Below are 15,077 nucleotides of genomic sequence, written 5' to 3'. Positions count from 1 at the left end.
CTGCTTCACCTTTTTGCTTGAACTTAGACCAGTTGTCTAGGTCTTATCAACACCTATTTTTTAGCAAAGCAGATTTGCTAAATCTGATTCATTGATACAAAAGGTAACCTTATGAAAGCCGTTAGAATGCACCAATATGGTGACGCCAAAGTTTTATCTTATGAAGATGCGCCTAAACCTGAAATTGCCGCTGATGAAGTCCTGATCAAGATCGTTGCCAGTTCGGTAAACCCTGTGGACTGGAAAGTTCGCGCTGGTTATTTAAAAGATTATATCAACTATGACATGCCCTTAACCCCTGGTTGGGATCTTTCGGGCGTGGTTGAGGCTGTTGGCTCACAAGTGACTGATTTTAAAGCGGGCGATCAGGTCTATTCGCGCCCCGATATTAACCGCAATGGCACCTATGCTGAATATATTAGCGTCAAGGCTGATGAAGTGGCGCTTAAACCGCAAACCATTTCCCATACCGAAGCAGCAACCTTGCCGTTGGCGGGGATCACCGCTTGGGACGCTATCGTCACCCATGGCAATCTTAAGGCTGGGCAAAAAGTTTTGGTTCATGCTGGTTCTGGCGGCGTCGGTTCACTGGCCATTCAAATCGCCAAAGCGCGTGGCGCCTACGTTATTTCAACCACATCAAGCAAAAACGCCGCTTTGGTTAAATCTTTAGGTGCTGACCAAGTCATTGATTACACAACAACAGATTTCAGCCAAGTCTTGAGCGATCTAGATATGGTTTTCGATACTCTTGGTGGAGAGGTTCAAGAATCGTCATTTTCGGTACTCAAACCTGGCGGCTTGCTAGCATCGGTGGTTAGCCCGCCCTCACAAGAAAAAGCCCAAGAATATGGCGTTAAGGCAATGGATTATTTTATTGAACCAAACGCGCAAATTCTTGAGCAATTGGCAGAAATGGTCGATCAAGGCCAAGTTCGACCACTAGTCGGAGCCGAGTTTGCCTTAAGCGATATCGAAAAAGCTCATGCCTTAAGCGAATCTGGACGCACGGTGGGTAAAATTGCCCTGTACGTTGGTCAACCTTAACGTCAAGGCTGATAGTTTTTTAGCATTAACAAAAAACCCATCATAAACCGTTTTGGGCTTTACTTGCGAAGACGAATGACTAACTAGGTGAAGGTGAATGGGTTAGTTCCATTTGTGGAAAGCCTCACATTTAAGATGATAATTACCCATCAGTATCACCGATCAACCCGCCAAAGATAAGGACTGCGGCCTAGCAAAGCACACATCATTGCAGATAAACTCATCTAAACCGCTTTTATTGGAAAGATAGAGGTTATGCGCTACTTTGGGTTTTGCCTTGCCGCTTTAATATTGATCGCCTGTTCGCCAACCGATGAGAACCCTCGGACAAGTTCGTCTGAGCCTGAAAAAAACAACTCGCTGAAAACTTTCACACAAGACAAACCGATTCAAGCGTTTACCAAACAAGAAGAAATTATCTTTATCACACCCAGCCATGTCGGCAACAGCATTCAAGCGATCAGCCCCGATGGCAACAATCAGCGAGAAATTTTTAGCATCCCCGATTATGCAGCCAAAGAAACCTCTATCTGGGAACTTGCCGCTTCGCCCGATGGGCAGCGGATTGCCTTTGCTTCGGATCATGACTGGGATCGCTCCTACAACACCACCAATGTCTATGTGATCGATGCCAATGGTGATAATTTAAAGCGTCCTAGCGATGCACCCTCCATCGATGAATTGGCACAATATAATACTGGCAAGGTACAGGTTAAAGCTCGCCGTTTGCTTAAAGGCGGTGAATTGTCAGCTTGGGTGCAAGGCGCTAAAGAGCCATCGAAACAACTATTGCGCGAAGGACAAACAGCAACCTTTACTTTAGAAGTTGCCGATTTTGGTAAAGACATCTATCAATATGTGCGGATTTTCAATCACCACCCGGGGCATAGCAACCCTTGTAGCTTTGATGCTGCGTTAAAAGTGGATCTAATCGCCGGAAAAACGGTGGATGCAGGCTCTATGCCAATGTTGTTTAGCGTGACTTGTCCATTAGTTTATTCACCTGCTTGGGTCGACGACCAAACTTTAGCGGTGATTTATTCGGAGCCGGATACGACGCTCTCGTCACACAATATCTGGATGGTTAATGCCGATATAAAACCGAACGAAAGCGCTAGCCGCTGGCTAGATACGCGCGACAATACCACTAACAATAAGATCACACGAGTCTTTGCCGGCGGTGCCGACAGCGACCAACCGGCTATCGTGGCTTTTCAATCCGCCGCCATTGCCACCGGACTTTATGTTGCGCCAGTTAAACAGCCCGCTGAAATTAAAGGCGGGGCAACCAACCTGTGTGGTGAGACCATTAGCTGTAAATTAACCAGCATTGATGCAACCACTGATGGCAAAACCACCATTATTTCGGCCTATGGCAGAGATACTCGATTGCCAGATTTTGCGGCAATTTATATTTCCCACAACGATGGTCCATTTAAGCAAATTTTAAAGCTCGACAATCAAGCCATTGGTACCGCCGCCATTTCCCCCAATGGTCAGCAAATCGTGTTTGATCGCGCTGCCAAACTAAGCGATAGCCCACAAAAAGTTCGCTTTGGCGACCGCCCACAATGCCCCTGCTCCATCTGGCGCATCGACAGCGACGGAAAGAACCTAGTCCAATTGGTTGACGATGGCCGAAACCCTGACTGGTCGCCTTGAAAATTACTCATGCCACTTGATGCCGTTATCTTTAAGAGTAAGAACCTACATAAAAAAAACGCTAGCCAAGGCTAACGCTTTTTTATTAGGTGTTTATCTCAATGAGCCTTAAGAACGGTCAAGATTCATCACTTTATGCCACGCTTTAACAAAGTCATTGATAAATTTTTCTTGTCCGTCGTTGGCAGCATACACTTCAGCAATGGCTCTTAGCTCAGCGTGTGAGCCGAACAACAAGTCCACTGGCGTAGCGCTGTATTTTGCATCGCCAGTCGTACGGTCAATGCCTTTATAGAGCCCTTCGGATTTTTCGGATTTAGTCCATTGAGTCGACATATCCAACAAATTGACGAAGAAGTCATTGCTTAGAGTACCTACTTGATCGGTAAATACGCCATCGGAAGAACCGTTTGCATTCGCACCCAGAACTCGCAATCCGCCTACCAGTACCGTCATTTCCGGCACCGTAAGGTTTAGCATGCTTGCACGATCGATCAAGGCATCGGTTGGCCGCTTGAAACTATTATCTGTTGAGTAATAATTTCTAAAGCCATCGGCGCTCGGCTCTAACACTTCAAAAGATTCGGCGTCGGTTTGCGTTTGGCTGGCGTCTACCCGCCCTGCGGTAAAGGGTACGCTAATATCAAAACCATTCTGCTTGGCTGCTTTTTCAACTGCCGCTGCGCCGCCTAGCACGATAAGATCGGCTAAGGATACTTTGCGCTTGCCCGAGTCATCGTTAAAGTCTTTTTGAATCGCTTTTAAAACATCCAAATTCTTAGCTAAGGCTTGGGGGTTATTGACTGGCCAATCTTTTTGCGGCGCTAGTGCCACTCGCGCACCGTTAGCACCACCACGGCCATCGGTTGCGCGATAAGAAGCCGCCGAAGCCCAAGCGGTTTGAACTAACGCTGAAACACTTAACTTGTCCGTTAGTTCGGCTTTTAAGGTTTTAATATCGCTCGCATTGATTAGATCGTAATCGCGTTTTGGTAGCGGATCTTGCCAAATAAAAGTTTGAGTTGGCACTTCTTTGCCGATATAGCGATGGTTTGGCCCCATATCACGGTGAGTCAATTTAAACCAAGCGCGAGCAAAGGCTAATTCAAATTCTTCTGGGTCCTCCAAAAAACGTTTTGAAATTTTTCGATACTCAGGATCTTCTTTTAACGCCAGATCCGTTGTCAACATAATGGGAGCATGGCGTTTAGATTTATCGTGCGCATCCGGAACCAAATTCGCCGCTTGACCATCTTTTGGGATCCACTGGGTCGCACCAGCGGGACTTTTGGTTTGCACCCACTCGAATTGGAATAGGTTCTGCAGGAAATTGTGCGTCCACTGGGCAGGGCTGACGGTCCAAGCACCTTCTAAGCCAGAGGTAATAGTATCTGCGCCTTTGCCACTGCCGCATTTACTGGTCCAGCCAAAACCCTGTTCTTCCAGACCTGCCGCTGCGGGTTCTTTGCCGACACAGTTATCCGGCTTTCTTGCGCCATGAGCCTTACCAAAAGTGTGGCCACCGGCGATCAGGGCAACGGTTTCTTCATCGTTCATCGCCATACGGCCAAAGGTATCGCGAATATCTTTGGCTGCTAACAAGGGATCGGGATTACCATTTGGCCCTTCTGGGTTGACGTAAATCAGCCCCATTTGTACCGCCGCCAAGGGCTTTTTCAATTGCCGCTGGCCCTGTTCTTTACCCGAATACCGCTCGCCATCGGTTAGCCATTCTTTTTCCGAACCCCAATCGACGACTTCAGCTTCCCAGTCGTCAGTGCGGCCACCGGCAAAGCCTATGGTTTTAAAACCCATCGATTCCATCGCCACATTACCCGTCAGCACCATTAAGTCGGCCCAGGAAATTTTACGACCATACTTCTTTTTTACCGGCCATAATAAACGCCGTGCTTTATCCAAATTGGCATTATCCGGCCAACTGTTGAGCGGCTCGAAACGCTGCTGTCCGCCGCCCGCACCACCGCGGCCATCGAAAATTCGATAAACGCCCGCGCTGTGCCAAGCCATGCGAATAAAGAAAGGACCATAATGACCATAATCCGCTGGCCACCAATCTTGCGAATCGGTCATTACCGCTTCGATATCTTTTTTCAAAGCATCCAGATCGAGGCTGGCGAATTCTTTGGTATAATCAAACTCATCGCCATAAGGATTGGATTCTGCCGAATGTTGCCTTAATGGACTTAAATCGACCTGCTCAGGCCACCAAAATTCATTTGTTGTACTCATGGTTGTTGCGCCTCCAGCGCCACTTGCTAGCGCCAAACTCAAAGCTGTGCTTAACGCCAATGATTTCATCGAAAAATTCATAAAATTACCCCTAAAATAATATACATATCCACTATTGGATGTGTCTGAGTATCCTCCGACCACCACCGATTATGAAATCAAGCTTTTCTATCTGTTTGATAGAATTATTTAATTGACAGATTTTTTTGCCTCGAAAAAAACTAAAGCTTGAAAGCCTAAGGAATGTTTAATTTGATCTACAATCTCAGTTATATATGATAATTTTCGCTGGCCACGATTAAAAAGCCCTTACAGATGACATTTTAGCCGTGGTTATTCCATTCAACCCAATCTACGCTCTAGAGGTCATCGGGTAATGCAAAAGCTACAACGTAATCTCCTCGATTTTCATCCGTAGCATAAGTAGAGCCACCAAAAGAAGCAACAACATATTGCTTACCGTTATCAGCAACGTAACTCATCGGCGTTGCATTGGCGCCAACTGGCATTTTTATACGCCGAATTTCTTCACCTGTTTCAATATCAAATACTCGCATATAGCGATCCATGGCATTAGGGAAAAAGACTAGGCCACCTCCAGTAATCACGCTACCGCCCAAGGTTGGCATGCCCAACGGGATTCGCATACCAGTATGGACCCCGATAAAATCCAAATCCTCAACCGTACCTACTGGTCTTTGCCATAGGATTTTGCGAGTTTTCAAATCGATTCCAGAAATAGTTCCGTAAGGGGGTTGGCTGCATAAAAAGCCTAGAATCGAACTCGGCGCATCACGCTTTAATGCATACGGAGTTCCAAGCTGGGGGCCGATTGGATCATGCGGCCCTGCCGGAAGCTTAATATCAGGCATATCTTCGCGTGGAATAAGGCTGGTAATAATGGGTAACCTGAGATCATTGATCACGTAGATTCCACGAGTTTCGTCTACTGAGCCGGAGCCCCAGTTCATGCCACCTTGCGCTCCTGGATAAGTAAAAAATGGCTCCAAAGAAGGTGGCGGAAATTCATTACCGGTATAAGCGACTGAACGAAATTGAATGCGACAAAAAAGTTGATCGATAATGGTAGCGCCCCACATATGATTTTCTGATAAGGCTTCTCCACCAATATTCGGCATGCCAACAGAATAAGGCTGTACTGGCGATAGCTCTCCAATACCCGGAGCCGCACCATCAGTAGCCACTGGCTTGTCAACCACTTCAGCTATCGGTTTGCCAGTAATCCGGTTGAGCATAAAGATTTGCCCACGTTTAGTGGGTTGAATTAACGCTGGCACCTTAGCGCCAGTTTCAGGATCCGTTACATCATATAAAGTGGGTTGGGATGGTAAATCATAATCCCAGCTGTCACGATATACCGTCTGGAACTTCCAGCGCTCCTCGCCAGTGGCAGTATCCAAAGCCACAATAGAGGCGCCATACTCATGATCGAAGGGGCGACGATGTGCAATGCCGACATCTGGTGTAGCATTACCCATGGGTAAATAAATAAGACCCAATGCTTCATCCACTGCCGGATGTGTCCAAACGTTTGGGGTTCCTCGTGTATAAGTTTCGCCCGGCTCCGGAGCCCCCATTTTTCCGGGTCGACCCAAGTCCCAAGCCCATTTCAACTCCCCACTGCTGCCATCAAAAGCACGAATAACTCCAGATGGTTCACCTACTCGATTGTTATCAACCACCAAACCTCCGACGATAATCATATTGCGAGTGACCGTAGGCGCAGAGGTTTGAAAATAATAGCCAGGTTCAACCTTTCCCATATCCTTGGTAAGATCTAAAACTCCATTGTTACCAAAGTCAGTACAGGGTTGGCCTGTCTCGGCATCCAAAGAGAATAACCGTGCATCTACCGTATTCATCGCAATCCGCTTACTGCAAACACCCCCAGCTCTACCGTCCGGATCAACTGGCGGCTCGTAATAGGTTACTCCGCGACATCGGTAGAAAAAGGGCGAGCTAGCTTTAGGATCATAAACCCATTTACCAACACCGGTTTCGCCATCGATAGCATGCACTTGATTATTAGGGGTACAAGCAAAGACCGTATTATTACCAAATACTGGAGTGTTTTGATCGGCTAAATCGTGATCACCAAAAACCTTGGTTCGATAAGTCCAGGCAACCTCCAGTTTATCGATGTTTTCCCGCGTAATTTGCTTGGCAGGAATATAACGATTACCCATGGTTGTTCCGCCATAATTATGCCATCGATTACCCATTTCTTTAGTAGCCTGCATCAACATAGCTTTCGGATCAGGCGTGTAGGGGTTTTGAATCACCCCTTGCGGTTGAAACATACCCCATAAAGTCGTCAACAAGCCAACCGCCAATACCGCAGCGGCGATTCTAGATAAATATTTGGCTTTATTGTCATTCCTATACTGTTCAAATTTTGGCACCGCCAGCAAAACCAACAGTAACAAAAAAGCAAAACTGAAAAGTCTAGGGATCAGAGGCCAAAACCAACTTTGCATTGACCAAACTTCATATAAAGCCCAAGGAATGGCCAATAAGCAGACCAAAAGGTATATATGAATACCGCTATGCTCAGCTCGGTAAAATTTATAACCAGCGAATAACAAACTTGCACCAGCAATTATATAAAACCAACTACTCGCCTGACCGCCTTCGACTATTAACCAGATACCTGGGAAGAATAAAAGTGCGCCAACTGCTATAGTAAAGATAGCAAGAGCCTTTAAGGCTTTACTGCTATAAGACATGTTGCCCTCCTTAGATACTTTCTACGGTATTGAATACCACTTTTTGGATGAAACCGCCTTGAATCTCATATTTATAGGCAATTTGAAACCCACTTTAGCATGTTTCATTACGGGCAAATAGTGAACTCCATCACAAAATATTGCCGTGTAATCAATGAGTTAACTCTAAGCCCTAGAGCCTTGATTTTGTACGATATATTCCAAATTAATCCTTGCGCTCATATTCGCCTTCAATCACGCTATCATCGGTTGCAGCTTTGCTGGACGAATGAGATTGGCTCGATTGATGAGGATCGGCGCTCGGATCTGAGGTAAACCCTGTGGTTCTTACCGCACCAAACCAGCCAAGCTTGATCAATTTTTTAGCAAACCAGTCGCGACTTTGCGGAATTAGCCATAAAAAACCTAGGGTGTCAGTGATAAAACCTGGGGTAATCAAAAAAGCCCCAGCAACTACTAACAGTATCCCTTCGACCATCTCTTCTGCTGGCGCTTGACCACTACTAAGCTTTTGTTGGAAACGAGCAAACACACTAATCCCTTGCCCTTTCAGCATATTAACCCCGATCACACCGGTAAGAATAATCAAAAACACCGTCCAGCCAGCACCGATAAGACCGCCAACGCTCAGCAACACATAAACTTCGGCGATAGCAATAACGATAAACAGTAGAAGAAAGTGTCTAAACCACATAATTTTGCTCAATTGTCCTAAGAAAATACCCAAATTGCTGACAAACCTTTACTATGCAAGGCGCAGCAAACTCATGATATCTGTAGTGAATAACCTTATAATGGCGGTCACTTTCGATAATGCAAGCCAAACAATTGTAACCAATTATGAGGCCTTAGGAATAGTCAGGTGAGTCAACAAGAGTTCCAATTATTTATCAGCACCGCGCCCGAGCAAGCGATTGCCGAATCGTTGGCGCGCCAACTGGTTGAGCGTAAGCTTGCCGCCTGCGTTAATCTGATCCCGCAAGTGAGCAGTGTTTACGCTTGGCAAGGCGCCATCGAGAAAACCCAAGAAGTGATCTTATTGATCAAATCCACTGCTGAACAATTCACTGCCATCGAAGAATTGTTAACCAAACAGCACCCTTATGAGATTCCGGAGCTGATTAGTTGTAATATTGAGCAGCTTTCAGCCTCTTATGGACAATGGTTACAAACGAATATCAACAAAGCTTAATAACTCCATGAATAACATTAATTACCGTTTCTTTGCGCCTTTTTTCGTTACCACTGTGCTAGTTCTGCTAGCTTTTTTTGCTAGCTTTGCTGTTTTGGCCAACAACCCTATTGATTTAGGCTCTTTGATCGAAAAAGAAGAAAAACTTTTGAAGGTGGACGAAGCCTTTATTCCTAGCCTGGAAGTGTTAGACGATCAGGTTTTGGTGAAATTTGAGATCGCCAAAGGCTATTATCTGTATAAAATGCGCCTCAAGTTACGTTCCAATGACGCTGAGTTCGGCGAGTTGTTGATCCCCGAAGGTTACGAAAAGGACGACCCCTATTTTGGTTTGACCGAAGTCTATTACAATTTTCTGGAGTTCTCGGCTCCCATCCAATCAGCGATTAATCCTTCTTTGTTGCTGACGCTCGACTTTCAAGGTTGCGCCGAAGATCGACTCTGTTACCCGCCGACCAGTCGCGAGTTTGAGCTCAACTTAAGTCCTGAAATCGCCAAAACACTGGTGTCGGCAGATACCACTAATTTCAAACCCTTGGACAATTCAGACGCCGGCTCAAAGCTTGCCTCTGGTTTCCAAAACAACACCAATGTCTGGGTCGAAGAAATCAAATCCAATAACCTTTGGCAAAACTTTATTTGGTTTATCGGCGCAGGCTTGTTAATGGCTTTCACCGCTTGCGTGTACCCGATGATCCCGATCATTTCGAGCATTATCGTTGGCCAAGGCGAGCAAATCTCAAGCCGCAAATCCTTGTTATTATCTCTGAGTTACACTCAAGCCGTTGCCATCACCTATGCCATTATGGGCGTGGTAGTGGCCTTGGTTGGCAAAAGTTTCACCGCGGAATTGCAGTCGCCGGCTTTTACCATCAGCGCCGCCATTATTTTCGTATTACTAGCACTGTCGATGTTTGGTTTGTACGAAATTAAATTGCCAAGCAGCTTACAAGAAAAGTTAACCAACACCAGCAACCAACAAGCCTCAGGCTCTTACCTTGGTGCAGGCATTATGGGCGCCATTTCTGCCTTAATTGTTTCGCCTTGCGTCACCGCACCCTTGATTGCCGCTTTTATCGTGATTTCGGCAACTGGTGATGCGCTGCTAGGCGCTGTGACCTTATATGGATTGGGCTTTGGTATTGGTATTCCATTGCTAATCATCGGCGCCTCAGGCGGCAAACTGCTGCCTAAAGCTGGTCCTTGGATGAGCAAGATCCGTAGCTTGTTCGGCATTATTATGCTTGGCCTAGCGCTTTACATCGTCAAGCACTTGATCCCGCACTGGCTCTTCTTGGGCGGCTTAAGCGTGCTGGCTTTTGCTGGTGCTTACCTGCTGGGCGCTTTTAACACCGCGCAAGGCAAAGCCGCCAAAGTGTTCAAATTGCTAGGGCTATTAATGGCTATTTACGGTGTTTTGCTTGCGGTGGGTACCTACACGGGCAAAGGTCGGATTAGCAATCCGCTTAACGGTATTAACAATCAAGCCAGTAGCCATCTTGAATTTAAAACCATTAAATCTTTGGCCGATCTGAATCGAGAAATTGCAAATGCCAAGGCACAAAATAAAACTATTATGCTCGACTTTTTTGCCGAATGGTGCAGCGCCTGTTATGAATTTGAAGATTTAGTCTTTACCGATAAGAAGGTTCAAGACGCTTTAAGTAACAGCATTTTACTACAGGCAGATGTTACTGATAATGACGAGCAAGATGTTGAACTGATGATGCAATATCAAGTGTTAGGCCTGCCCACCATTATGTTTTTTGATGCTCAAGGGCAAGAACTGACTGAATACCGAGCCACTGGATTTGAAGATGCCGAGGTTTTTCATAGGCGTATTCAAGCCGCACTGAATCCTTAGCGTGCTGCATAAACTAAGGCTTACACTTGAGGCTATGCGCTGGTCAGTGTAGAATAAATTCATGACTAATATGGTATCTAGATTTTATGGTTTGGCTCTGCTACTGGTGATTAACCTAGTAGTGCCAAATTCCTTGGCAATGCCAATGACTTTTAGCGAAGTGACCAATCCAGCAACTCAAACTCAGACGAGCAGTAGCCACTGCGCTGAAACCACTGATACTAAAAGCTCGCAAGCGCAACAGCCACAGCATGAAACAAGCAGTGGCTGTTGCGAGGATTGCCAATGCTCTTTTGCCAGTTGCGCTAACTTCGTAAGTCTGATTGCTAGCCTATCGGCAGTAGCCAACTCCGCTTCATCCGACTCACTAGCGGCGCCGATAGAAGGCCACACCAACCCTACCCACACATTTTTCAAGCCACCTAAAATCAGCTAACACAAGATCGATCCGCCTAACAATAGGCTGTATATATTCTTGAAAAACTACTACTTTTATCTAGCAGAGTTTTAACCACTTGTTCAGATTTAGGTGTTGTGATGAACAACAAATGTTTCCGCCCCAAAATTTCGCGTCGGCAGTTTGTGCTAGGCGCCAGTTCTAGTTTAGCGCTTTCGGCGTTGCCATGGTCGCGCTTAGCAGCGAGCCCTTACAATCACGAAAAAATCAATCAGCTCACCAGTCTTAAGGGTAATCAATTTGATCTCAATATTGGTTACCATCCGGTAAATTTTACTGGCAAACCGCGCCTGGCTACCTGCATTAACCAAGGTTTGCCCGCGCCGCTACTGCATTGGCAGGAAGGACAACGAATAAAGATTAATGTTAGCAATCATTTAAAAACTGACAGTTCGATTCATTGGCATGGCATGATTTTGCCAAGTGCGATGGATGGAGTGCCGGGTTTAAGTTTCGATGGCATCAAGCCCGGCGAAACTTTCCAATATGAATTTGATATCAATCAAAGTGGCACCTATTGGTATCACAGCCATTCGGGATTCCAAGAACAAACGGGGGTTTACGGCCCTATTATTATTCATCCCAAAGAGCCAGAGCCGTTTGAATACGATTGTGATTTTGTGGTGATGCTATCCGATTGGAGCGATGAGGATCCGCACGACATTTACGCCAAACTCAAGAAGATGAGCCATTACTATAATTTCCGCGAAAGAACCATGCGCGATCTGTGGCGCGATATTCGCGAAAAAGGGTTATCAGGCACGCTCGCCGAGCGCGAGATGTGGAATCAGATGCGCATGAGTGAAACCGATATCGCTGACGTTACTGGCTATACCTACAGCTTTCTGATGAATGGTAATACGCCCGATCTTGGTTGGCTGGGTCAATTTCGCAATGGCGATAAGGTGCGTTTGCGATTTATCAATGCTGCCGCCATGACCATTTTCGATGTGCGTATTCCCGGTTTAAAGATGAGATTGGTGGCAACCGATGGACAACTCATTCAGCCAGTGAGTATTGATGAATTTCGAATTGGCGTGGCTGAAACTTATGACGTGATTGTTGAGCCCGAAGACAAGGCTTACACCATTTTTGCCCAAAGCATTGATCGTTCGGGTTTTGCCCGCGGCACTCTAACTCCTGATTTAGGGTATCAGGTTGAACTCCCCGGCATGGATTTTGCACCAATCTTAGAGCATCGTGATATGGGAATGGATCATTCAACAAGCAGTCATATCGACATGGATCATTCGAAAACTGATCACTCGAAAATGGATCATCAGCAGCATCAAATGCCAAAACACAATGGAATGCAGCATCATAAACATCATGATCTGATGGCTGAAGAATCTAATTTGGGCAAAGCAGGCTTTGGCAGTCACAGCCCAATACAGCATGCCGCGACGGAATTTGGCCCACAGGTGGATATGCGTGCCGAAATGCCAATGGATGGGGTAAGCGACCCAGGGGTTGGATTAAGGCAACACCAAGCGCGTTATGGACGCCGGGTGTTGCAATATTCTGATCTTAAAAATTATTATCCGACCCAAGATAAGCGTCAACCCAGTCGTGAGCTGCATATTCACCTGACGGGCAATATGAGTCGTTATATGTGGTCGATGAATGGCGTTAAGCACATGCACGCAGAACCCATCCATCTAGAATATGGCGAACGGATCAGAATTGTACTGATTAATGACACCATGATGACCCATCCAGTTCATTTGCATGGTGTTTGGAGCGAATTGGAAACGGGCGATCCTGACTATATCCCCAAAAAACATACCATTATCGTACAGCCAGGCTCCAAAGTCAGCTATCTAGTCACCGCCGATGCCAAAGGCCGCTGGGCTTATCATTGCCATCTGCTATTTCACATGCCGGGCATGATGCGGGAAGTTCGGATCGGTTAGGAAGCATGATGACATATTTGAATTTTTTACTCACATTGATATTAGTTTCGACGAGCTCAAGTCTTTTGGCTGGCAGTAAAGATGATCCCTGGCTCACGAGTCTAATGATTGAACAACTGGAATATGTTCCTGACGCTGACGAAGATAGCTATGCACTCACGGGCGATTTTTGGATCGGTAAAGATCTCGATAAGCTTTGGTTTAAAACTGAATTGGAAAAAGAAGGCGGCGATTTCGAAGGTGCCGAATTACAAATGCTTTACTCCAAAGCGGTAGCAGCCTACTGGGATCTACAACTGGGACTAAAACATGATTTTGAGCAACCGCAAGAACGCACTTGGACAGTTATTGGCTTGCAAGGGCTAGCACCTTATTATTTCGAGATCGATAGTGCCCTGTTTATTGGCGAGTCAGGCAGAGTCGCAGCGCGTTTCGAAGCCGAGTATGAAATGCTGTTTACCCAACAATGGATCTTAGTTCCTGAGTTAGAGTTAAACTTTTTCGGCCAAAATGATCCGGTTAACCAACTCGGTTCAGGACTTGCCGATGCCAGTTTTGGACTTAGATTACGCTACGAATTTATCCGGGAGTTTGCCGTCTATGTTGGTTATGAATATCAACGCAAATTTGGTAAAACTGCAGACTTCGCTATTAATGCCGGTGGAGCCAAAGACTCCAACGAATGGCTGGTCGGAATTAGTTTTTGGTTCTAACCGGCATCTTAGTAATAAGATATTTTTTATAACACATGGTGGTTATTCCTGCTTTCACATGAATAACCGCACTGATTAGGATATGCGCAATAAGTAAACCTATATCCCTATTCCTAGCTACTTTTGTTTACCGTTTTCGCTATCCGTTAATGACTAATTTTTAATTGCGACTTTAGCTCAAAGATCATCTCTTTGGAGCTGGGAAGTTCTTCCCATTGACGAGCAATAGCCGACTGTTCGATAAATACGGTTTTGGCTTTAGGTTTGGTTTGCGACCAGATAACTCCTAATAATACCAAGCCCGCAGCGGCGTATTGCATGGGTGCCAAGGTTTCGCCCAACAGTAGCCAGCCAAAAAATAAGGTTCCTAGCGGCAACAGATTCATCAAACTACCGACCCGATTAGCTGGCATAGTTTTAAAAGCATAGTTATAGCAAGTAAAGGCAAAAATGTTGACGCCAAATGCTAAAAATAAAATCGCAAACACTGCTTGAACTGAAACGTTAAAACTCACTGCTTCGGTTTGTATGAACAATAAAGGCAAGAAAAAAATAGTGCCTGCTACTGTTTGCAACAAAGTCAGGAAGATCGGCGAATAGCGCTGTGCCAATTTTCGAGCTAACAAACAATAAACTGTCGCTGATGCAATGGCACCAAGCTCTAATAAATTACCCAGCCATGGATTTGAAGCATGCTCGCTTGAACCACCGGCCAGTGTCAGCCAAACAACGCCAGCCATTGCCAACAAACAACCCACAATAGTGCGACCACTAATTTTTTCTTTAAGGAAATAAAATGCTGCCACTGCAATCAACAAGGGTTGCAAGGCGGTGACCATGCCCGCTTCCGAAGCGGTAGTAAAAGTTAGCGCATAGCTTTCAAAAATAAAATACAGGCAAGGCTCACACAAGGCCAACAAACCTAACAGCCACCAATCACCTTTTTCATATTTTTGCTTTTTGGTGATAGGTTTTAGGAAAAATAACAATACTGCCATCGCCAGCAGCATGCGTAAAAATACCGTCAAGATTGGGCCAAATTCGGCAATAGCATATTTCATCGCGACGAATGAAGCCGACCATAATAAAATGGCGGTGACCAAGCCCACAAGGGCTAACTGGTTAGTGTTTTTTGCTACAAATTTGAACATTGCATTTCCCCAGTTAACTAAAGTTGGGAAAATAGTAGCGCTTTAGTCGCTTAAAGAAAAATGATGATTTTTCATCATTAT

At 45.6% G+C, this 15,077-nt stretch carries 11 protein-coding genes; 7 read left to right on the top strand and 4 right to left on the bottom strand.

Features of this window, described 5'->3' with window-relative positions; genetic code table 11:
* Window positions 1–111 precede the first annotated feature (111 nt).
* Window positions 112–1,047, top strand: a complete 936-nt coding sequence (locus NFS34_RS05045) for an NADP-dependent oxidoreductase (RefSeq protein WP_251358802.1) — start codon at window positions 112–114, stop codon at window positions 1,045–1,047.
* A gap of 255 nt (window positions 1,048–1,302) precedes the next feature.
* Window positions 1,303–2,709, top strand: a complete 1,407-nt coding sequence (locus NFS34_RS05040; RefSeq protein WP_251358801.1) for a hypothetical protein — start codon at window positions 1,303–1,305, stop codon at window positions 2,707–2,709.
* A 108-nt stretch (window positions 2,710–2,817) separates the two neighbouring features.
* On the opposite strand, the gene katG is transcribed toward NFS34_RS05040, so the two are convergent.
* The 3 genes from katG to NFS34_RS05025 form a co-directional block, all read right to left on the bottom strand.
* Window positions 2,818–5,040: a catalase/peroxidase HPI gene (gene katG, locus NFS34_RS05035; RefSeq protein ID WP_285834447.1), complete on the bottom strand. Its 2,223-nt coding sequence runs from the start codon at window positions 5,038–5,040 to the stop codon at window positions 2,818–2,820.
* A 278-nt stretch (window positions 5,041–5,318) separates the two neighbouring features.
* On the bottom strand, window positions 5,319–7,706 hold the full coding sequence (locus NFS34_RS05030) for a membrane-bound PQQ-dependent dehydrogenase, glucose/quinate/shikimate family (RefSeq protein ID WP_251358799.1): 2,388 nt from the start codon (window positions 7,704–7,706) through the stop codon (window positions 5,319–5,321).
* A gap of 205 nt (window positions 7,707–7,911) precedes the next feature.
* Window positions 7,912–8,400: an FxsA family protein gene (locus tag NFS34_RS05025; protein ID WP_251358798.1), complete on the bottom strand. Its 489-nt coding sequence runs from the start codon at window positions 8,398–8,400 to the stop codon at window positions 7,912–7,914.
* Between the two features lie 168 nt (window positions 8,401–8,568).
* Between NFS34_RS05025 and cutA the strand changes: the two genes are divergently transcribed.
* The 5 genes from cutA (at window position 8,569) to NFS34_RS05000 (ending at window position 13,845) form a co-directional block, all read left to right on the top strand.
* The gene (gene cutA / locus NFS34_RS05020) at window positions 8,569–8,898 is read left to right on the top strand and encodes a divalent-cation tolerance protein CutA (RefSeq protein WP_251358797.1); all 330 of its coding nucleotides are present in this window, start codon (window positions 8,569–8,571) and stop codon (window positions 8,896–8,898) included.
* 7 nt (window positions 8,899–8,905) lie between these two features.
* The gene (gene dsbD / locus NFS34_RS05015) at window positions 8,906–10,762 is read left to right on the top strand and encodes a protein-disulfide reductase DsbD (RefSeq protein WP_251358796.1); all 1,857 of its coding nucleotides are present in this window, start codon (window positions 8,906–8,908) and stop codon (window positions 10,760–10,762) included.
* Window positions 10,763–10,823: 61 nt separating this feature from the next.
* Window positions 10,824–11,198, top strand: a complete 375-nt coding sequence (locus NFS34_RS05010) for a hypothetical protein (protein WP_251358794.1) — start codon at window positions 10,824–10,826, stop codon at window positions 11,196–11,198.
* A gap of 101 nt (window positions 11,199–11,299) precedes the next feature.
* Window positions 11,300–13,132 (top strand): copper resistance system multicopper oxidase, encoded by a 1,833-nt coding sequence (locus NFS34_RS05005; RefSeq protein WP_251358792.1) that lies wholly within the window; start codon window positions 11,300–11,302, stop codon window positions 13,130–13,132.
* Between the two features lie 104 nt (window positions 13,133–13,236).
* The gene (locus tag NFS34_RS05000) at window positions 13,237–13,845 is read left to right on the top strand and encodes a copper resistance protein B (RefSeq protein ID WP_251358791.1); all 609 of its coding nucleotides are present in this window, start codon (window positions 13,237–13,239) and stop codon (window positions 13,843–13,845) included.
* A 146-nt stretch (window positions 13,846–13,991) separates the two neighbouring features.
* Here the strand turns inward: NFS34_RS05000 and NFS34_RS04995 are convergent, their stop codons facing one another.
* Window positions 13,992–14,996 carry a DMT family transporter gene (locus tag NFS34_RS04995; protein WP_251358790.1) on the bottom strand — a complete coding sequence of 335 codons (1,005 nt, stop codon included), beginning with the start codon at window positions 14,994–14,996 and terminating at the stop codon, window positions 13,992–13,994.
* Window positions 14,997–15,077: the final 81 nt, after the last annotated feature.

The organism is Kangiella sp. TOML190 (genome assembly GCF_023706045.1).
GTDB lineage: Bacteria > Pseudomonadota > Gammaproteobacteria > Enterobacterales > Kangiellaceae > Kangiella.
Note: the sequence above shows the minus strand (reverse complement) of the source record. Positions and strands in the feature narration are given on the sequence as shown.